The following is a 22015-nucleotide window of genomic DNA, read 5'->3' as shown; positions in this document are numbered from 1 at the left end:
GAAGCTCTATGTGATTAGGGTGAACGTACGCAGTCAACAACGCTGCAGCTACAAATATAACGAGGAACTAAGCTGGTTCTTGGAAGATAACGGTATCTGCTTTTTCCGTGTACTGACCCATTTTATGGAAGTTCAGGTAACGGTATGTATCAGCAGCGGTTGCATTGATCTTCTCAGCGTACTCTAGGTACTCTTCTTTCGTTGGGATACGACCAAGAATCGCACCAACAGCAGAAAGCTCAGCAGAAGCTAGGTAAACGTTCGCACCATTACCCAAACGGTTCGGGAAGTTACGCGTTGACGTCGACATAACCGTCGAAGCATCAGCAACACGAGCTTGGTTACCCATACATAGTGAACAGCCCGGAGTTTCGATACGTACCCCAGCACGACCGAAGATGCCGTAGTAGCCTTCTTCTGTCAGTTGGTCTTTATCCATCTTCGTTGGCGGAGCAACCCATAGGCGAGTATTAAGTGAGCCGTTAAACTCTTCTAACATCTTACCTGCAGCGCGGAAGTGACCAATGTTGGTCATACAAGAACCGATGAACACTTCTTGAATCTCTGTCCCTTGAACATCAGAAAGAAGACGAGCATCATCTGGATCGTTTGGCGCACATAGGATTGGTTGGTCAATATCAGCAAGATCAATCTCGATAACATGCGCGTATTCCGCATCTGAATCAGCAGATAGCAACTCAGGATTCGCTACCCACTCTTCCATTGCCGTGATACGACGCTCAATCGTACGAACATCACCGTAACCTTCAGCAATCATCCACTTAAGCATAACGATATTCGAGTTCAGGTACTCATCGATAGACTCTTGAGACAGCTTAACAGTACAACCTGCAGCTGAACGCTCAGCAGATGCATCAGAAAGCTCAAATGCTTGCTCTACAGACAGGTGTTCAACACCTTCAATTTCTAGTACACGACCAGAGAATTCGTTGATCTTACCTGCTTTCTCAACAGTTAGTAGACCTTGCTTGATACCGTAAAGTGGAATGGCATGTACGAGGTCACGTAACGTGATACCCGGTTGCATTTCACCTTTAAAGCGAACCAAAATAGATTCAGGCATATCAAGAGGCATAACGCCTGTTGCCGCCGCAAATGCGACCAAGCCAGAACCCGCAGGGAATGAAATACCAAGAGGGAAACGAGTATGCGAGTCACCACCTGTACCTACAGTATCAGGAAGAAGCATACGGTTTAACCATGAGTGGATAACACCATCACCCGGACGAAGTGAAACACCCGCACGGTTCATGATGAAATCAGGTAGCGTATGGTGAGTGTTTACATCAACCGGTTTAGGGTATGCAGATGTGTGACAGAAAGACTGCATTACAAGGTCTGCTGAGAAACCAAGACACGCCAGATCTTTAAGTTCATCACGAGTCATAGGACCCGTAGTATCTTGAGAACCCACTGTCGTCATTTTAGGTTCACAGTACTGACCAGCACGTACACCTTCAACGCCACACGCTTTACCTACCATCTTCTGAGCTAGCGTGTAGCCTTTATCAGAAGCAGAAGGATCGATTGGTTTAGCAAACAGGTCTGTTTCAGCTAGGCCTAGAGCATCACGAGCACGACCTGTTAGGCCACGACCAATGATCAGTGGAATACGGCCACCAGCACGAACTTCGTCTAGCAAAACTTTGCCTAGTTCAAAGTTTGAAATCACAGAACCGTTCTTATGAACAACACCTTCGTACGGGTAGATATCAATGATATCGCCCATGTTCATGTCTTGTACGTTCAGTTCAATGGGTAGTGCGCCTGAATCTTCCATTGTGTTGTAGAAGATTGGTGCAATTTTACCACCAAGACAAACACCGCCAGTACGCTTGTTTGGTACGAATGGGATATCTTCGCCCATAAACCAAAGCACTGAGTTCGTTGCCGATTTACGTGAAGAACCTGTACCAACAACATCACCAACGTAAGCCAGTTGAATGCCGTCTTTTTGCATTTCTTCAATCTGTTTGATTGGACCAACATTACCCTGTTCGTCAGGAGTAATGCCATCACGTTCCATTTTCAGCATCGCTTTCGCGTGTACTGGGATATCAGGACGTGACCATGCATCAGGCGCTGGAGATAGGTCATCGGTGTTCGTTTCACCAGTGACTTTAAATACTTTAACGGTAATTTTTTCCGCTACTTTGTCTTTAGCTGTAAACCATTCAGCATCAGCCCAAGATTGAAGTACTTGTTGTGCTGAAGCATTACCTGCTTTCGCTTTCTCTTCTACGTCGTAGAACGCATCGAACATCAGTAAAGTATGAGACAGGGCTTTAACAGCGATTGGAGCAAGTTCAGCGTCATCTAGTAGAGATACTAGAGATTCGATGTTGTAACCGCCTTGCATAGTACCAAGCAGTTGTGCAGCTTTTGCTTTGCTTACTAGTGGAGATGTCACTTCACCTTTAGTGATAGCCGTAAGAAAGCCCGCTTTTACATAAGCAGCTTCATCTACACCCGGTGGAATGCGGTTTTCTAGTAGGTCAAGAATGATTTCTTCTTCACCTTGAGGTGGATTCTTCAGAAGTTCAACTAGGCCAGCTACCTGCTCAGCATCTAGTGGTTTTGGAACAACTCCCTCGGCAGCACGTTCTTCGACGTGTTTACGGTAGGCTTCAAGCACGACTTTTTTCCTCTCATTGCGGTTCACTTCTTACCTTCATAATTGTTAGTAAAATAAAGAAGTGAACATCCTTGGAAACTTGGCTCTCCATTGCCATTTTTGTCATTCAATTTGTATTGATGAGCGGCGTCATAGAGGCCAAACTGTGGGCGATAGAATAGCAAATTTAACGTTAAATTAAAATCTTATCATTTTGACCAACATAGCAAGTTAAGACGAAAGTCCCACTATTTTTGCCTAATTACGCAGTTAAACGGCTACTCTACGCATGATTATTTGTAGGAAGTACCGACAATCAAATAGACCGAATCATAGTTATCTTCAGTTCGGCCATAAGCCAAAATGATCGGTCCTATTGGCGAATCGACACCTGCAAAAACAGAACCTGCGGTGTACATTGGTGCTTCATCAATGGTTAAATCATTGTTCGACCAAACACCACCATGTTCTATGGATGCACCTACGTAGAACGGTGATTTAAAGAGGCCGAAGTCATTTTCAAACCACTTATAACGATAGATAAGGCTGGTGTAGGCCAAGTTCTGACCTATCATACTATTCCTTGGAATACCTGACAGGTTTAAGAAACCGCCAAGCTCTTTGGGGTCGATTGGAAAAATCGAGTTCTTACTCTCTACAATACCGTAATCAAGCTTTGCGACTAAAGTATGCTTCTCAATACTCTTTGCTGCCATGAAATTAGCCGAAAACTCATAAACCGTATCGCTTTCAGCCCCTAGATCCGGGGTATCTCCAGACGTGTTGTCCTCAAAGTCATCATGGGAAACAAGATATTCTAAATCGACAAAGTAACCTTCCGTTGGCAAACTAAAATTATCTAAAGTATCGAGTCGATAACTAATAAACCCGCCTATACGTGTATACGCTCCGTTACCAAAAGATGGTAGCGAAGAAACCTCCAAACCCCCATCAGTATAACGAGCACCAAATTTCAGTTCTTGCCACAACGTCGGTTGATAGCCTAATGCCAATTCACCGACATATTCACTATAAGTCAGTGGGACATAGTCTGTAGTCGCCTCTAATGTCGGCTCTCCAACCTCCCCCTCAACCACTGACAAGTTTCTATTTTCCTTACTGTAAACAATCGATGCAGAAGTGAACAGTTTTTGACTCGAAAAGAAGGGCGAGTAAAGTTCCGCTTCAATTCGTTTGTCAGTACCCATCTCGACGTTAGTTCTTAGCTCTGCACCATGCTTATTAATATCGGTGAAGTTGGCAGAGACACCGATCGAGTACTGACTGGTAGTAGAGAAATCATCTTCAAGAAAGAATCGAAAGTTGAGGTAGTTTGGGCCCCAAGACTTTTCGTTCACATCGACTTGAAGTTGGTCTTCACCGTCAACGTTGTCAAATTCATAAGTGACCAACTCAAATCTATCCAGTGCATAGAGATCTTTCACTTTAGATTCGATTTCACTGGTTTTCAAAACCTCACCAGAATCAAGGTTTAAGCGGTTTTCGATCAACTTATCTGAATAGTGGGTGTTGTTGTTGATGACCACCCTATCGACGACAGTCTTATCGCCATGTTTCAGCTGCTTTCGAGCTTGTTGCTTATGCTCGATATACTTCTGATAGTCCGCGTTAGAAAGTGACAGCTTAGAAAGCTCATCAGTATGCTGCTTAGCGGCTTCATAGCCCGCGAGGAAAGCCGATGGCATTTTATCAAAGTCAGTCGTCTCCATTTGCCCAACATCAGGACGCAGGAAAACATCATCATCAGTCAGTGTTTCAGCTTGCTCTTGAGTGCTGCGTTGGACCAAATAATTAGAGAGTTGGTCAGCTGCCGCTAGAAAATTCGTGAAGTCTTCTTTGCCTTTGTAATTGGTACTGATATCCACCGCAATGACGATGTCCGCGCCCATCGCTCTAGCAACGTCGACTGGCATATTATTGGTGACACCACCATCAACCAGCATTCGGCCATCTAATTCATAAGGGGGAAGCGCGCCGGGAACTGACATACTGGCCATCATCGCATCAACAAGGTGACCATGGTCGATGACCACTTCTTCAAGCTCAATAATGTCGGTTGCGACTGAACGGTAGGGAATAGCAAGATGGTCAAAAGAGTCGAGTGGAGATAGGTTACCTGTGGTCTCACGCAGAATACGCAACATATTCTGACCTTGAACCACACCTTTCCTAGCTTTGATTTCGCCCCAACCTAAACCGAGATCGGTGTTCAGTTGGTAGCGGTCTTCATATTCTTTGTCACGCACTCGGCGATCACTACGGTTAACGCGATCACGATAGCCGCGATTCCAATCAACCGTATAAATAAAACTTTCAATCTCATCAGCACTCATCCCTGTCGCATAAAGCCCACCAACGTAAGAACCCATGCTGGTACCAGTAATATAATCGACCGGAATTTGCATCTCTTCTAGCGCTTTAAGTACACCAATGTGAGCCGCTCCTTTGGCTCCTCCACCAGCAAGCACAACAGCAACGGTTGGTCTTTTATGAGCTTGTCCAGCTTGCTGAGATTGTTCCACCGGTGTCACAGTAGATGCAAACAGCTGAAAACTGATCACAGTACCGACAATGCCTAAGCCGCTCACCATCCAACGAGAAATCATTCTTTAAACTATCCTTGTCATTCTTTTCTTTTACGACTTTACCACTGAAAAAGCTTTTTTAGCCACTGTTTTGGTTGACTTTCACAACCCTTTTTAATGTTTCCATTCTCATCCCAAACCGGCAGTTTAACCGTACCGTCACAGTCAAACTCTAAAGCCCCTTGAGAAGTTCGAGTAAAACTTGCCGTCGTAATGCCATTCGGCCAAGGCAACAGTAACTGCTCTGGAGTTCGATGTTTCAGATAATCGGCATAAACACGTAGCGCACCACTAGAGCCCGTGAGTTTAGTCGGCTTATTATCATCGCGCCCTAGCCAGATGGTAGTGACTTCGCGACCATCAACACCCACGAACCAACTGTCTCGGCTGTCATTACTGGTGCCCGTTTTACCGGCTAATCCTGCCCATGCAAACTGACCTTGCAGGAAACGCCCCGTACCTTCAGACACACCACGTTTCATGGCATAAGTTGTCAACCAAGCTGCTTGCTGGTCAACGCTTTGTGATACACGAGGGATCGACTGATATAGAACCTCACCATCGTTATCAACAACTGAACGAAGCGCAGACAAAGGTGCGATACGGCCAGAGTTGGTGATGGTTTGGTACATCTGCGCTACCTGAAACGGGGTCAATGAGAATGAACCCAAAAACATCGATGGCACTGGACGAATTTCGTTTTTATCGACACCCAGTTTGCCAATCGTATCTGAAACGCTATCAATACCTAACTGCATGCCCAAACGAACCGTTGGTACGTTGTAAGACTTAGAAAGCGCCACATACAAGGGCACATCGCCACGGAACTTACGATCGAAGTTTCTTGGGCTCCACACGCTGCCTTTACTGCCTTTCAAGCTCAGTGGCGTGTCCTTCAATGTTGTCGCCAACGTGTACTTCTGGGGTTGATCTAGTGCGGTTAAGTAGATTGCAGGCTTAACCAAGGAACCAATAGGACGACTCGCATTCAAAGCACGGTTAAAGCCATCGTAACCAGTACGCTTACCACCGACCATCGCACGAATTTCACCAGTATTTCTATCCACGGCAATAGCAGCAGCCTCTAGCTTGTTACCTGCCGTTTTAGATAAATCAGGCACTTTACGAGCAATCGACTTCTCTAGCTTATCTTGAGAAACCGGATCCAGAGAGGTAAAGACTCGAATGCCTTTCTGAGCTTCAAATCGGTCACCGACATATCTCTTAAGCTCAATGTTTACTTGCTGGAAGTAAGCGGGCTGACGGCTCGCAATACGTGGGTTATCTTGAATATCCAAGTCTCGGCTTGCGGCTTCTTCGTACTGTTTCGGCGTCAATATGTCTTGTTGCATCAGCAAACGTAGAACCAAATCACGTCGAGTCTTAGCTCGCTCAGGGTAACGAACCGGGTTGTAATACGAAGGTCCTTTGACCATGCCGACCAGCAGTGCTAGTTGGTCGATTCGGAGTTCTTGAATCGGTTGCCCGAAATACAAGCGAGATGCTAATCCAAAGCCATGAATCGCTTGTCCACCATTTTGCCCAAGATAAACCTCGTTTAAGTAAGCTTCTAAGATGCGATCTTTGCTGTAACGATGATCCAAGATAAGTGCAATATAGGCTTCGCGAACCTTACGCCATAATGTGCGCTCGCTAGATAAGAACAGGTTTTTTGCCAACTGTTGCGTCAACGTACTGCCACCTTGTACGGTTCGCCCCGCTTTTACATTGACCACCATCGCACGAGCGATTGCCAGTGGCGATACCCCATCGTGCTGATAGAAGTTTCGGTCTTCGGTTGCCAGCAATGCATCAACCATCACCTCAGGGAACTGATTACGTTTTAAGAACAGACGCTGCTCATCGCTACTTTTTTCAAGCATGCCAAGCATTTTCGGTTCAACACGCAGATACCCCATGTCGCCTTTCTTCTCTAACGACTGAATGCGAGTTAACTCGTTACCGTTGAAATGCAGCATCACATGACGATCCGCTTCCGGTCCATCGACAAACTCGAACGGGCGACGAATCATTTCAATCTTGGTTGAGGAAGAAGAGTATTCGCCAGGGTGACGAGGAGCGTTCACCTTACGATAATTGAGTACATCCAGCTCATTCTTTACCTGCACCAAACTCACCTGGGTTCCCGGAGACAGGTCCAGCACTCGCGCATAAACCACGGTTGGCAAATCAAACAACTGACCTTCAAAACGCTGCTTGACCACGGAATCAAGATAAATACCGACGAACAACAGCAATGCAGCAAGAGCCAAGCCTGCTTTCCAAGAAATGCCCCACAGGATCTTCAACCAACCTCTCTTACCAGACGGCTTAGCTTTAGGTTTAGTCTTTTTCGCTGCTGCTCTTGGCTTTCTAGGCTTGGCTTTGGTCGCTAGTGACTTCTTTGCTGGCGCTTTTTTAGGTGGTGCCTTTTTGGGCGTTAACATTTTGGTCATCATCGATTCAACTGTCGTTTGGTTTTAGTGGTTGCTACATGGTTAGCAGGGTCATCTGGCCAAGGATGTTTTGGGTAACGGCCTTTCATTTCTTTTTGTACTTCTTTGTACGCGCCAGCCCAAAAGCCAGCTAAATCTTGAGTAATTTGTAGTGGTCGTTGTGCTGGAGAAAGTAGCTCAAGCACCACTTTTTTACGCCCTTGCGCGATCAATGGCGAGTCTCGTTCACCAAAGACTTCCTGCATTCGAACTGAGATCACTGGCTCAGACTGATACTGGTAGCGAATTGCTTTTTTACTGCCCGTCGGCATCAGATAGTCGATAGGCAGCCATTGATCAATTTCTTGATTCAACGGCCAACCAAGGTATGCCGACAGTGCTTGTTCAATCGATACATTCGACAGCCCTTTGGCCGACTTAATGCCATTTAAATACGGCGACAGCCACTCATCAAGATGCTCAACTAAACTCGCGTCATCCATCGTTGGCCAATCATGCTCAGGCATCCAAAGCTCTGCACAGCGTACACGCTCAACAAGCTGTTTAGCCGAAGGGGTCCAATGTAAGCGATCCAGTCCGCATCGAGCGATATAATTGAGTAGCGCTTTGCTCGCCTGATTCGCATCTGGCTCTGGTAAAGCTTTGATGCTGACAATCAACTTGCCCAAAGACACTCGCTGCTCTGCCACTAAGCGACCACGCTTCTCATCCCAATCGGCGTAATCGGAACACACAAACAGTTTTGGAAATTCAACTTCTAGCTGCGCAATATCAACCGCAGTGGCTAAGAAAATTTGACTGGCTCGCCCTGTGCTGCGCATCAAATCAATCACTACGATATAGTCATTGTTCGCCAATGGATCATCGTCACGAACCTCAGCCCCGTGGCCATTCGCAAGAAGGAAAGCACTGCTGGTTGCGCTTCTCACTTGTGCAATTCGGTCTGGGAAGGCAAAACAAAGCACTAATGGTAGCAATGATTCGTCAACTTGTGACAAATCTAAGTGATGTTTGAGTTTGCTGGCGAGACTTTTCGCTCGCTGCATCACCACGCTATTTTTTGAGTGTTTTCTTTGCTTCAGTCGATGCAACGAATGCTGAATATCCGTCACATTGCGCTCTGGCTCTTCAAGTAAAGCGGCAGCAACAATCGCGACATTCAGTAGCTCTTGGCTGCTTTGCTGCGCTTTAACCAACATACTGGCGATGCGAGGTTCAAGTCCTAAGCGTTGAGCCTGTTTTCCTAGTGCCGTAAATTGACTATTACCGTCTAACAGTTCCAGGTTTTGTAAGAGTTGCTTGGCTTGTTCTGTTGAAGCTTTCGGTGGAATGTCTAACCATTGCAATTCATCAGCACTTGCGGCTCCCCATTGTGTCAATTCAGACACCAACGAAGACAAATCAGAATGAAGAATCTCAGGTTCTGGCACAGCAGGTTGCTGCATCAACTGTGTTTCACTGTACAAGCGAACACACAAGCCCTCTTCGATTCGCCCTGCACGACCCGCTCTTTGTTCAGCTGAAGATTGCGAGATTTTCACTTGCTCAAGCTTAGTAATACCGGTTTTCAGATCGAACTTTGCCACACGTTCAAGCCCGGAGTCGACCACCAGTCGAATGCCTTCAATCGTTAAAGAAGTCTCAGCAATATTGGTCGCTAACACCACTTTTCGACGCCCTTTGTCTGATGGCGCGATCGCTTTTTGTTGTTGAGGAAAGCTGAGCTGACCGTACAAAGGACACACATCGATATCGCTGGCGAGTTGTTCTAGTTGAGATTCGACTTGTTTTATCGCCGAGACACCCGGCAAGAAAGCCAAAAGTGAGCCTGACTGTTTCTCCATCAGAGAACGAATTACGTTGGCCATCTTAGGAGCTAAATATTCATTCGAGCCTAATGGCTGATAACGGAAGTCGACCGGGAAAGTTCGCCCTTGTGATTCAACATACTTGGCATCAGGCAACAAAGATTGCAGCGCGTGTTGATCTAAGGTTGCCGACATCACCACCACTTTTAGATCATCACGCAGTGCTTCTTGGATCTCCAAGCTAAAGGCCAGTGCGGTATCTGCATGGATACTGCGCTCATGAAACTCATCAAAGATCACCATATCAACCCCAGTCAATTCAGGGTCGGTTTGGATCATTCTCGTCATAATCCCTTCGGTTACGATTTCCAAGCGAGTCGCACTGCTGGTTTTAGATTCACCACGAACTCTAAAACCTATGCTCTCTCCCACTTTTTCTCCCAATTGGTTGGCTAAGTAAGTTGCGATATTCCTTGCCGCCAAACGCCTCGGTTCAAGCATAATGATTTTGCCTTGAACGGCGTTGGTCTTAACTAACTGTAAAGGGAAGAATGTTGACTTACCCGCACCGGGAGCGGCCTTTAGAATAAGTTGAGTGTGTGTTTCTACGCCAGCGAGCAGATCTGGCATCACAGCTTCTATGGGCAGTTGTGGCAATGGGAGAACCTTGTGGTGTAATGTTGGCAACATTGTACATAAAAACCTACCTGTCTAAATAAGTAATATGCACTTCAATCCTCCATTAGAGCCAGCGACTCTTATTAAACGCTATAAACGTTTTCTCACTGACATCCAACTTCCAGACGGCAGCGAACGTACTATTCATTGCGCTAACACAGGAGCAATGACGGGATGTGCGACCCCTGGCAATACGGTGTGGTACTCAACCTCAGATAATGTAAAAAGAAAATACCCAAACAGCTGGGAGATCTCAGAAACAGACAAAGGTCACCGTATTTGTGTAAATACTGCGCGAGCAAACCAGTTGGCAGTGGAAGCAATTGAAAATAATACTATAGTTGAACTCTTAGGCTATAACGCGTTACGAACCGAAGTGAAATATGGCAGTGAGAATAGTCGAATTGATATTCTGCTTGAAGATAACGAAAAGCCGCCTTGCTATATCGAAGTAAAAAGCGTCACTTTGCTCGACGAACAACAAACGTCCACTAAGCAACAAATATCAACTAAGCAAAAAACGTCAACCAAAGGACAAGGCTTTTTCCCTGATGCGGTCACCACTAGAGGCCAGAAACATCTGCGTGAACTCACAGAAATGGTCGAATCTGGAAATAGAGCCGTACTTTTATTCACTGTTTTGCATTCAGGTATTGAAAAAGTGTCTGCGGCACACCATATAGACGCCAAATATTCGTTATTACTTAAACAAGCACAAGACGCTGGTGTTGAAGTGCTTTGCTATAAAGCAGAGCTCAGCAGTACTCAAATACAACTAAAACAAGCTGTTGAATTTATCAATAGCTAAGCAAAAATGCTGAACTATTCACATTGATTGCAAGTTTGAACAAGAGTATTTGCCACCATTCGTTCTTTCTGCTATAGATACCCGCCTTAAAATTAGCTGCTTTGCAGTTGACTAGGTGTAAATAGGAGATGCTGTATGCCAGAATCTAAGAAAAAAGCGCTAGGCATCCTAGCCATCGCAGGTGTTGAACCGTACCAAGCAAAGCCAGGTGAAGAATACATGTCACCTGAGCAAACGGAACATTTTACAAAAATTTTAGCAGCTTGGCGCAACCAGCTCAGGGAAGAAGTTGATCGTACTGTGCACCACATGCAGGACGAAGCAGCAAATTTCCCAGACCCAGTTGACCGTGCTTCTCAAGAAGAAGAATTCAGCCTAGAGTTACGTAACCGTGACCGTGAGCGCCGTCTTATCAAGAAAATTGAGAAGACACTAGACAAGATCGAAGAAGACGATTTCGGCTTCTGTGACTCTTGCGGTGTTGAGATTGGCATTCGTCGTCTTGAAGCTCGTCCAACTGCTGACCTTTGTATTGACTGTAAAACACTTGCAGAGATCAAAGAGAAACAGATGCAAGGTTAATTCTTGCGGATGTAAAAAAGGGAGCTTTGGCTCCCTTTTTTGTTTGTTATCCAAGCTGAATATTTCAAGATTTTGATAGTAAATCAACAGCTTTGACTTGTTTGTACGTATTAATACGATGACTAAACGAACCAAAGTAATAGATAAACGTCTTAAGAATCGGCTACTGCGGTACCATCAAGATTAGGTTTTTCACTTATGAATTATATCGGGCGCTTTGCACCATCACCGTCAGGTCCTCTTCATTTTGGATCACTAGTTGCTGCTCTTGGTAGCTACTTTCAAGCGAAATCTAACCAAGGACAATGGTTAGTTCGCATGGAAGACCTCGACCCACCAAGAGAAATGGCCGGCGCTGCAGACCTCATTCTTAAGACGCTTGAGGCTTATCATCTCTTTTGGGATGGTGAAGTCGTCTATCAAAGCCAACGTCATGGCTTGTATCAAGCTCAAATCGATCAATGGGTCGCTGACAATCAAGCCTACTACTGCCAATGCACACGCAAGCAGATAAAGTCTTTAGGTGGCTTTTATAATGGTCACTGCCGAAACGCAGGTTTGATTGATTCAGGCGAACAAGCCGTGCGCTTGTGCATGGACTTTCCAGTCGAGTCTTTTGACGATGTTCGTCACGGTACGATTCAAATCCCTAAAGCATTGGCTGAAGAAGATTTTATTATCAAACGCAGAGATGGATTGTTTGCCTATAACTTGGCGGTTGTCCTTGATGACATCGATCAAGGGGTAACAGAAGTCGTAAGAGGCGCTGACCTGATAGAGCCTACAGGCCGACAAATCAGTTTGTATAAGACACTCAAGCAAAAAACCGTGAGTTACTTGCACTTACCATTGGCAACCGATGGCTTGGGGAATAAACTGTCAAAACAGAACCATGCCACCGCGATCGATCTCGACAACCCAAAACCAACGCTGCTCGACGCTATGCGATTCTTAGGTTTTGGTATCCCGCATGCCCTCTGTGAGGCTTCAATGGATGAGATTTTGTTATGGGGAACTCAGCAATGGAACGTCAGCCAGTTACCTGATAGTTTACAAAAAGAGCACAGCGATTAGCTCAAAACCAACGGTAAATAGCAAAAACGACACATAAAAATGCCATAACCAACTGCAGTGGTTAAGCAGACGATGTTCTCAAATGGCTCGCGCTAAGCTATCATTAGCCGCAATTAAACTCTGCACTACCACTTTGGACTAAGAGAAAAACAAAGTTGGCGATACCTACTTTGTTCTAAACTAATGAATACAAACGACAATACCCCAAGCGAACAACGCGGATTCCACGAATTAGCTCTGAATATATATACTCGTCAAGAGCACAATATTTCACGCAAGCAGATCAGCGACAACGCACTAAAAGTGCTATATCGCCTGAATGGTGCGGGTTTTGACGCATTTCTAGTCGGTGGTGGTGTTCGCGATATCTTATTAGGCTCACAGCCAAAAGATTTTGATATTGCGACCAACGCAACACCAGAACAAATCAAAAACCTCTTCAGAAACTGTCGCCTTATCGGTCGCCGTTTCCGCTTAGCACATATCATGTTTGGTCGTGACATCATTGAAGTGGCAACTTTCCGTGGCCACCACCAAGAGCCATCGAAAAACGTATCTGCGCAATCTGATGAAGGCATGCTGCTACGCGATAACGTGTACGGCAATGTTGATGAAGATGCAGAGCGTCGTGACTTCACTATTAATGCGATGTACTACAACATTGCAGACTACAGCATTCACGATTATGCGGGTGGTGTGGAAGATCTAGAAGACAAGCTGATCCGCCTAATTGGCGATCCAGAAACTCGCTACCGTGAAGACCCGGTACGTATGCTTCGCGCGATGCGTTTCGCCGCTAAACTGGATTTCGATATTGAAGAAGACACAGCAGACCCTATCGAAGAGCTGGCACACCTGCTAAAAGATATCCCAGCAGCGCGCCTTTACGAAGAGTCTCTGAAATTACTTCAATCAGGTCACGGTTTAGAAACCTATCACCTAATGCGTGAATACAATCTGTTCCAACAGATGTTCCCTGCAATTGCAGAGCACTTCACGGAAGGTTACGACTCTCATACAGAGCAGATGCTTGACTTAGTACTCGACTCAACCGACCTTCGCATCGAAGATGGCAAGCGAGTAAACCCTGCATTTATGTTTGCAGCGATTCTTTGGTACCCAATGAACAAGCTTGCAGACAAGCTTGTCGCTGAGCAGGGTATGGCGCATTACGATGCGATCATGGAAGCGAGCAACATCATTCTTGACCAGCAAGTTAAGTCTATTGCTATTCCTCGTCGTCACACGGCGACCGTTCGTGAAGTTTGGCAACTGCAATTGCGACTGCCTCGTCGTAACGGTAAACGTGCTGTTCGTCTTATGGAACTGAATAAGTTCCGTGCTGGTTACGACTTCCTAGAAATGCGTGGCGAGATTGAGGGTGGCGAAACCAAAGAACTAGCAAAATGGTGGGAGCGTTATCAGACCGCAGGCCGCAACATGCGCCAAGCGATGGCTAACGACGTTGCAGCACCATCAAAATCAGGCCATCGTCGCCGTAAGACTTACCGAAACAAAAAGAGTAAGCAGTCCGAATGATAACGGCTTATATTGCGGTCGGCAGCAACCTTGCCGACCCAGTTAGCCAAGCAAACTTGGCTATCGAAACGCTAAAAAGCCTACCGCGATCAACGTTTATTGCGACCTCTCAGCTATATAGTAGCACTCCAATGGGGCCGCAAAACCAACCTGACTACATCAACGCGGTAGTAGCAATCCAAACCGAATTAACGCCAATTGAACTGCTTGATTGCACTCAAAAGATCGAGCTAGAGCAAGGGCGCGTCCGTAAAGACGAGCGTTGGGGGCCAAGAACTTTGGATCTCGACATTGTGTTATACGGCAATGAGGTGATCGATTCAGAGCGCTTAATCGTTCCTCATTACGGAATGAAAGAACGAGAGTTTGTACTTTACCCGCTTGCTGAAATCGCACCAAGTTTACAACTCCCTGATGGGACTGAGCTGACAGAACTACTCAAAATAGTTGATAAGAACGGGCTCAATGTTTGGCAACAATAGCCAAGCGCATTAAGGAAAACCAATGAAAAAAGTAACCATTAACGACCTGATCAAATGCAAACGTGAAGGCCGTAAATTCGCGACGTCGACAGCTTATGATGCGAGCTTTGCTCAGTTATTCGAAAGCCAAGAGATGCCAGTTCTGCTTGTCGGTGACTCACTGGGTATGGTTCTACAAGGCCATAACGACACATTACCAGTAACCGTTGAAGACATTGCTTACCATACTCGCTCAGTGCGCGCAGGTAGCCCAAACTGTCTTCTTATGGCTGACATGCCTTTCATGAGCTACGCAACGCCAGAGCAAGCCTGTGAGAGCGCGGCAACCTTGATGCGTGCTGGTGCGAACATGGTAAAAATCGAAGGCGGAAGCTGGTTGGTTGATACTGTGAAGATGCTAACAGAACGTGCCGTACCAGTATGTGCACACCTAGGCTTAACGCCTCAGTCTGTGAACATTTTTGGTGGTTACAAAGTGCAAGGTCGTGACGACGAGCAAGCCGACAAAATGGTTGCTGACGCTCTAGCACTGCAAAACGCAGGCGCTCAAATCGTTCTCCTTGAATGTGTGCCCGCTTCATTGGCAAAAAGAATTACAGAAGCTTGTGACGTACCCGTTATCGGTATCGGCGCAGGTAATGTTACCGATGGTCAGATCTTGGTTATGCATGACATGTTCGGTATTTCTGCGAACTACATGCCGAAATTCTCTAAGAATTTCCTAGCTGAAACAGGTGATATGCGTAAAGCCGTCGCTCTATACAAAGAAGAAGTAGAGAGCGCACGTTTCCCTGATGATGCTCATACAATCGCTTAGGAGTAACTATGCAAACTTTTGCTGAAATAGCGGCTCTTCGTGAGCAGATTAAACAGTTTAAGCGTGATGGACGTACGGTTGCTTTTGTCCCGACAATGGGAAACCTGCATGAAGGTCACCTGACTCTGGTCAAGAAAGCTCGTGAACTGGCTGATATTGTTGTGGTAAGCATCTTTGTTAACCCGATGCAGTTTGATCGTACTGATGACTTGAACAACTATCCTCGTACGTTAGAAGCTGATTTAAGTAAGTTAACAGCCGAAGGTGTTGAGCTCGTGTTTACACCGACACCAGAAGTCATGTACCCAGATGGATTAGATAAACAGACGTTTGTTGAAGTTCCAGGCATATCTCACATGCTTGAAGGCGCGTCTCGTCCAGGTCACTTCCGCGGCGTATCAACGATTGTCGCTAAACTGTTTAATATCGTTCAGCCAAACTTTGCATGCTTCGGTGAGAAAGACTTTCAGCAACTTGCTGTTATTCGCCAGATGACAACAGATTTAGCGTTAGACATTGAAGTTGTCGGCGTAGCGACCGTTCGTGAAATGGATGGCTTGGCAATGAGCTCTCGCAATAGCAACCTAACGATTGACGAGCGTCAACGAGCTCCAGTTCTAGCGCGCACTATGCGTTGGATCAGCAGCGCTATTCGTGGTGGCCGCGATGATTACGCGTCAGTGATTGAAGATGCGACTGACCAGCTACGCGCAGCTGACTTACAACCAGATGAGATCTTTATCTGTGATGCGAAAACGCTGCAAGCGATCACGTCAGAAACGACTCAAGCTGTGATTCTGATGTCAGCTTTCCTAGGTAAGACGCGTCTTATCGATAACCAAGTTCTAGATTTGGTTACGGAAACAAAAGAAGAATTAAAAGAAGAAACGGCTGAATAGTCGGCTTCTGCTCTTAACGCAAAACAAGAACACCAAACGCAAAACATAAAAAAGGTCGATGTTATATCGACCTTTTTCTTTACCTATGACTTAGATTAACCAAAGGTTAGCTACGTAAGCCAATCCCCTTAGTCACTAGATAGTGTGCAACGCCATACAGCGCTACGATAAACACCCCCAATACACCAAACGACGTTACAATACCCACATCAGACACGCCCAAGAAGCCATATCTGAACGCGTTAACCATGTACACAATTGGGTTCAGTTTCGACACACCTTGCCAAAATTCAGGCAATAGACTGATCGAGTAAAACACACCGCCAAGGTACGTCAGCGGCGTTAAGATAAAGGTCGGGATAATAGAGATATCGTCAAACGTGCGTGCAAATACAGCGTTGATTAAGCCGCCCAGAGCGAACACAACCGACGTTAGAAATACTGTCGCAATAATCACGCCCCAATGGTCAACTTGCAGGTCGACAAAGAAAAGCGATACGAAGGTGACTATGGTACCCACTAGCAAGCCACGCACCACACCGCCCATTACGAAACCAGCAATGATCACGTAGTTAGGGACTGGCGCTACAAGCAGCTCTTCAATGTTCTTCTGGAATTTGGCACTAAAAAACGACGAAGCAACGTTGGAATATGAGTTAGTGATCACCGACATCATGATCAGGCCGGGAACAATGTATTCCATGTAGCTAAAGCCGTTCATTTCACCAATACGCGCACCAATCAAGTTGCCAAATATGATGAAATACAGCGTCATGGTAATCGCTGGCGGAACAAGCGTTTGCACCCAGATACGAGTAAAGCGATTGATCTCTTTGGTCAACAAGCTACAGAAAGCGGTCCAATATAGGCTGTACATATTATTTACTCCCCTCACGGACAATACTCACAAATAGCTCTTCTAAACGGTTTGCTTTGTTACGCATAGAGAGGACTTTCACCTGCTGTTCACTCAATTGAGCAAAGATGGTATTCAAACCTAGGTTCTTGTCGATTTCGATTTCTAGCGAACCATTAACCATCACTTGGCTATTCACACCTTCAAGTTTAGGTTCAGTCGCGCCCTCTTCAAGATCAAGAATAAAGGTCTCTGCACTCAACTTACCCAGCAGCGACTTCATTGTTGTATTCTCAATCAGCTCACCACGGTTAATGATACCAATGTTACGACACAGCATTTCCGCTTCTTCTAGGTAGTGCGTCGTCAAGATAATAGTAATGCCCTGCTTCTCATTGATCTCCTTCAGAAACCCCCACATTGAACGACGCAGTTCAATATCAACGCCCGCCGTTGGCTCATCAAGAATCAACAAATGAGGCTCATGCATCAGTGCACGTGCGATCATCAAGCGACGCTTCATACCACCAGACAAGTTACGTGCACGTTCGCCACGCTTTTCCCACAAATCGAGCTGAGATAAGTATTTTTTCGCTCGCTCTTTCGCCAGTGCTTTTGGCACACCGTAATAACCCGCTTGTTGTAGCACGATCTGCTCAACGGTTTCGAACGGGTTAAAGTTAAACTCTTGCGGGACTAGACCTAAGTTCTGTTTCGCCAACTCCAGATCGGTATCAATGTCGTAGCCGAACACTTTAACCTTGCCTGAAGTTTTGTTAACCAGTGAAGAAATAACACCAATGGTGGTTGATTTACCTGCACCATTTGGACCAAGCAGAGCGTAAAAATCGCCTTTTTCTACTTGTAAACTAACGCCTTTAAGAGCCTCAAAGCCCCCTGCATAAGTTTTTCTTAATTGCTCAATTTCTAATGCATACATAGAGATAGACTGCCATTTGCTATAGATAAGATGTTGATGACCAAGCTTGAGGAAGAGAGTAATTGCTTAAAACGAGCTAGCAGAAAACTAACCCAAACTTGTTTACTCGGCCATTTTGCAAACAAGTTTATCGTTGATTAACGATTAATACAAATACCGAGTGAGGGTTTCTTTCGAAAGCGAACAAGAATATTAGCTACGTAAAGGCCAGTTCAGTGTTCAGTAAACATAAAAATGCCGTTAAGTTATTCACTTAACGGCATTAATCACCAATACTAGATTTGGCGTCTATCACTGATTCATGTCAGATTATTGCTGAAAATTAGACTGACTCAAATTGATGTTCATCTCTATCAACATAGCTTGTTGCAGCTGTCAGAGCTTCATATCTGAATCGGTAAGTGTTGGATTCCGGCACAAGATCAAGCACGTGGAATTTCTCTAGCTGCTGACGAGTATTCTCATTCGGACACAGTAAGTACACTTCACACTGCGCATCCAACGCATCTTTAATCGCATTTTCTAGTGCAAGCCCAACCGTCACATCAATCATAGGCACATCTGTCAGATCTAGAATCATCGCTTCGTAATCAGAGATACTAGAGTGCTGACGTGAAATCGCCTTTGAAACACTGAATATCATTGGCCCAGAAAGGTAAAAGAACAGCACTTTACCATTGGCACTATCCAGTAGCTGACGTTCGCTATCGGTCAATGGGATATCGTCTTCATCATCACCATCACTGATCGCCTTAACTTGTCTGGCTTGCTCTCGGCTCAATCTTTCAATAATCAGGATGTTCGAGATAAAAACACCCAGTCCGACAGCAATAATCAAGTCCACGAATACAGTCAACAGCATCACGCCGTACATTACACCCATGCCGGCATAACTCACCTTGTGTGCTCGCTGGATAAAGCTCCAGTCAAGAATATTGAAACCAACATACATCGCAATGCCAGCCAATACCGCCATAGGGATCGGTTCGGTTAAGCCACCAGCAACCAATACCACCAATGCCAAAACTAAGGCTCGAATAACACCAGAAAGTGGAGAGCGAGCACCCACCTGAATATTGGTTACGGTACCCATGGTTGCGCCCGCACCGGGTAGCGCACCAAACAAACCAGAGATCATATTCGCGATGCCTTGGCCACGAAGTTCTTTATCTGAATCATGTTCTTTACGAGTCAGTGAATCTCCGATAACCGCAGTCAGAAGCGTATCAATGCAACCCAACGTACCCAGCACCAAGGCATCAATAACCATGGTCGTAAATTGTTCAGAACTGATTGTCGGAATAACGAGAGAGGGTAAACCAGCAGGGATCTCACCAATACGGCGAATAGAGTCGGTATCGAAAATAATGACGGATAAAAGGGTGACAGCAACCAAAGCAACCAGTTGAGCGGGCACATACTTACGATATTTAGCCGGAAAGCCAAACAGAATACCGAGTGTTAATGCCCCTAAAAACAGTTCACTTATTTTCAGATGGGCTAACGTATCAGGCAATGCGGAAAGCGTGCCCATCACCCCGCCAGATGGAGCCGCATGTCCTAACAATGGTGATAACTGCAAGATAATCAGAATAACGCCGATACCCGACATAAACCCAGAAATCACGCTATATGGCATCAAAGTAACGTATTTTCCAAGCTTTAAGGTACCAAGTAATATCTGAAAAGCACCCGCCATCATGACCACGGTAAAGGTCATTGCCATTCCGGTTTCAGGATATTTGGCCACCATGCTTGTCATCACTGCTGTCATGATCACCGTCATCGGACCGGTAGGCTCTGATATCAAGCTGCTTGAGCCGCCAAACAGGGCGGCAAATAGGCCGACCATGATGGCGCCCCAAAGGCCAGCTTCCGCGCCCGCACCAGACGCAACACCAAATGCCAACGCTAAAGGCAATGAAATGATGGCTGTGGTGACACCGCCAAACATGTCTCCTTTGAGACTGATATCCGCAAAACGACTTCCAAACAAAACACACCTTCCTGATGATGAAAATGACAAACCTTATCACTTTAACAAATGAGTTAATCAGACAGAAAGTGTTAATTCAATCACATTATTCATGACTTATAACCAGATGGTAGTTTCTGTGCTAAGTTAATGATCTTAACGACTAGAACACGTCAGATGAGTACGTGTTGACGCAGTTTTTACGGGATTGAATTTGTAACATTGTGTATAGTTACAATTCTTAATGAAGGGATGTAAGACGCAAAATGCCAGAGATTAAACAGCTTTTTGAAAACAACTCTAAATGGTCTGAAGAAATTCGATCTCAAAGACCTGAGTATTTTACAACGCTTGAAGAAGGGCAAAGCCCTGGCTTTCTATGGATTGGCTGCTCTGATAGCCGAGTACCGGCCGAGCGTCTCACTGGTTTGTATTCTGGCGAACTGTTTGTTCATCGAAATGTAGCAAACCAAGTGGTTCATACAGATCTCAACTGCTTATCCGTTGTGCAATACGCCGTTGACGTACTCAAAGTTAAACACATCATTGTATGCGGTCACTATGGTTGTGGTGGTGTTAATGCAGCGATTGATAACCCTAAACTTGGCCTGATCAACAACTGGCTACTCCACATTCGCGATAACTACCTTAAGTACCGTAAGCAAATTGAATCTCTACCTCGTGAACAATGGGGTGACAAGTTGTGCGAAATTAACGTTGCTGAGCAAGTCTATAACCTTGGTAACTCAACCATCATGCAAACCGCATGGGAACGTGGACAAGATATTGAAATCCACGGCGTAGTTTATGGTATTGGTAACGGCAAGCTACAAGACCTTGGCGTTCGTTGTTCAAGTAATGACACGTTAGAAAATAGTCACTTAGAAGCTCTTGAAAAAATCCTATCGTCTCCAACTCTTGGTTAACCTTTAACGTCTAACCAATAGATATAAGAAAGGCTCGCATTGTGCGAGCCTTTTTTGTTTTTCTTTACAGAGCAGTGATTACTCTTGAGGTACTACTTTACCGATGTACGGTAGGTGACGATATTTTTGTGCGTAGTCGATACCAACACCAACAACGAACTCGTCAGGAATCTCAAAACCAATCCACTTTGTATCGACAATCACTTCACGGCGAGAAGGCTTGTCTAATAACGTACAGATTTCGATAGATTTAGGGCCACGTAGACTCAAAATTTCTTTCACTTTAGTCAGTGTGTTACCTGTATCGATAATGTCTTCTACAAGCAGAACATCTTTACCTTGGATATCATCATCAAGGTCTTTCAAAATACGAACATCACGTGAGCTTTCCATGCCGTTGCCGTAGCTAGACGCGGTCATGAAATCAACTTGGTGAGTTAAATCGATAGCACGAGCAAGATCCGCCATAAAGACAAAAGATCCACGTAATAAGCCAACTAAAACTAGATCTTCACTGCCTTTATAGTGCTCCGTGATTTGCTTGCCTAGTACGTTCACTCGATCCTGAACTTCTTGCTCAGAGATCATGACTTCAACTGTATGCTTCATACTGCTCTCATTTTATTTGGTGATTGCGACGAATGTTGACAGTTTCGTCAGTTGTGTCGCTCAATTTTGTGAGTAAGTCTAGCACTGCTCAAATACCCACACCACCTTATGGTTCTAATTTACTGTGAGATTCTCAATTAAATGTGCGCTGATGCCCTATCCAATACTCGCTTCCTTTCACATCAATCCTGATCACGCTTTATACCCAATCAACTTGAAGATGCGGGCTTGAGCACTTGAAAATTATCATTTATTCGAGACGTCAAAGAGTCTGCGATCTCAGGTAGAGTCACAATGCAAAAATTCTCGATGGCTTCTCTGAATT

16 protein-coding genes and 1 pseudogene are annotated in these 22015 nt (G+C 45.3%); 8 read left to right on the top strand and 9 right to left on the bottom strand.

Going from position 1 to position 22015, the window contains the following annotated elements; all coding sequences use genetic code 11:
• Positions 1–67: 67 nt before the first annotated feature.
• The 4 genes from acnB to hrpB all read right to left on the bottom strand — a co-directional run bounded on the left by acnB (position 68) and on the right by hrpB (position 10195).
• A complete protein-coding gene (acnB, locus tag H5300_RS07265) occupies positions 68–2656 on the bottom strand; it encodes a bifunctional aconitate hydratase 2/2-methylisocitrate dehydratase (protein ID WP_102534896.1) in 2589 nt (862 codons plus the stop codon).
• Between the two features lie 272 nt (positions 2657–2928).
• Entirely contained in the window at positions 2929–5262 is a 2334-nt protein-coding gene (locus H5300_RS07260) for a patatin-like phospholipase family protein (RefSeq protein WP_004735524.1), read from the bottom strand.
• Positions 5263–5300: 38 nt separating this feature from the next.
• The gene (mrcB, locus tag H5300_RS07255; protein ID WP_182795720.1) at positions 5301–7700 is read right to left on the bottom strand and encodes a penicillin-binding protein 1B; all 2400 of its coding nucleotides are present in this window, start codon (positions 7698–7700) and stop codon (positions 5301–5303) included.
• Positions 7697–10195, bottom strand: a complete 2499-nt coding sequence (hrpB, locus tag H5300_RS07250) for an ATP-dependent helicase HrpB (RefSeq protein ID WP_182795719.1) — start codon at positions 10193–10195, stop codon at positions 7697–7699. The genes mrcB and hrpB overlap by 4 nt, the downstream gene beginning before the upstream one ends.
• Positions 10196–10229: 34 nt before the next feature.
• Here hrpB and sfsA point away from each other — a divergent pair, with 34 nt between their 5' ends.
• From sfsA to panC, 7 genes are all read left to right on the top strand, one after another.
• Positions 10230–10991 (top strand): DNA/RNA nuclease SfsA, encoded by a 762-nt coding sequence (gene sfsA, locus H5300_RS07245; protein ID WP_019350583.1) that lies wholly within the window; start codon positions 10230–10232, stop codon positions 10989–10991.
• A 135-nt stretch (positions 10992–11126) separates the two neighbouring features.
• Positions 11127–11573 carry an RNA polymerase-binding protein DksA gene (gene dksA / locus H5300_RS07240; RefSeq protein ID WP_017073117.1) on the top strand — a complete coding sequence of 149 codons (447 nt, stop codon included), beginning with the start codon at positions 11127–11129 and terminating at the stop codon, positions 11571–11573.
• A gap of 198 nt (positions 11574–11771) precedes the next feature.
• Complete coding sequence (gluQRS, locus tag H5300_RS07235; protein WP_182795718.1) at positions 11772–12647, top strand: tRNA glutamyl-Q(34) synthetase GluQRS; 876 nt, start codon at positions 11772–11774, stop codon at positions 12645–12647.
• A gap of 183 nt (positions 12648–12830) precedes the next feature.
• Positions 12831–14186, top strand: coding sequence for a polynucleotide adenylyltransferase PcnB (pcnB, locus tag H5300_RS07230; protein ID WP_004735460.1), 1356 nt, complete (start codon positions 12831–12833; stop codon positions 14184–14186).
• A complete protein-coding gene (gene folK / locus H5300_RS07225; RefSeq protein WP_004735459.1) occupies positions 14183–14668 on the top strand; it encodes a 2-amino-4-hydroxy-6-hydroxymethyldihydropteridine diphosphokinase in 486 nt (161 codons plus the stop codon). The genes pcnB and folK overlap by 4 nt, the downstream gene beginning before the upstream one ends.
• Positions 14669–14690: 22 nt before the next feature.
• A complete protein-coding gene (panB, locus tag H5300_RS07220) occupies positions 14691–15485 on the top strand; it encodes a 3-methyl-2-oxobutanoate hydroxymethyltransferase (RefSeq protein WP_004735458.1) in 795 nt (264 codons plus the stop codon).
• A gap of 8 nt (positions 15486–15493) precedes the next feature.
• Positions 15494–16384 carry a pantoate--beta-alanine ligase gene (gene panC, locus H5300_RS07215; protein ID WP_017079968.1) on the top strand — a complete coding sequence of 297 codons (891 nt, stop codon included), beginning with the start codon at positions 15494–15496 and terminating at the stop codon, positions 16382–16384.
• A gap of 106 nt (positions 16385–16490) precedes the next feature.
• On the opposite strand, the gene H5300_RS07210 is transcribed toward panC, so the two are convergent.
• The 3 genes from H5300_RS07210 to H5300_RS07200 all read right to left on the bottom strand — a co-directional run bounded on the left by H5300_RS07210 (position 16491) and on the right by H5300_RS07200 (position 20134).
• Positions 16491–17261, bottom strand: coding sequence for an ABC transporter permease (locus tag H5300_RS07210; protein ID WP_004735456.1), 771 nt, complete (start codon positions 17259–17261; stop codon positions 16491–16493).
• Between the two features lies 1 nt (position 17262).
• A complete protein-coding gene (locus tag H5300_RS07205) occupies positions 17263–18180 on the bottom strand; it encodes an ABC transporter ATP-binding protein (RefSeq protein WP_017087409.1) in 918 nt (305 codons plus the stop codon).
• Between the two features lie 322 nt (positions 18181–18502).
• The gene (locus tag H5300_RS07200; protein WP_029222729.1) at positions 18503–20134 is read right to left on the bottom strand and encodes a SulP family inorganic anion transporter; all 1632 of its coding nucleotides are present in this window, start codon (positions 20132–20134) and stop codon (positions 18503–18505) included.
• A gap of 287 nt (positions 20135–20421) precedes the next feature.
• Here H5300_RS07200 and can point away from each other — a divergent pair, with 287 nt between their 5' ends.
• On the top strand, positions 20422–21081 hold the full coding sequence (can, locus tag H5300_RS07195) for a carbonate dehydratase (RefSeq protein WP_004735453.1): 660 nt from the start codon (positions 20422–20424) through the stop codon (positions 21079–21081).
• A gap of 78 nt (positions 21082–21159) precedes the next feature.
• On the opposite strand, the gene hpt is transcribed toward can, so the two are convergent.
• Complete coding sequence (gene hpt / locus H5300_RS07190) at positions 21160–21690, bottom strand: hypoxanthine phosphoribosyltransferase (RefSeq protein WP_004735452.1); 531 nt, start codon at positions 21688–21690, stop codon at positions 21160–21162.
• A gap of 209 nt (positions 21691–21899) precedes the next feature.
• Positions 21900–22015: pseudogene (locus H5300_RS07185) on the bottom strand (IS630 family transposase); the annotation flags it as partial.

This window comes from Vibrio sp. SG41-7 (assembly GCF_014164465.1).
GTDB lineage: Bacteria > Pseudomonadota > Gammaproteobacteria > Enterobacterales > Vibrionaceae > Vibrio > Vibrio splendidus.
Note: the sequence above shows the minus strand (reverse complement) of the source record. Positions and strands in the feature narration are given on the sequence as shown.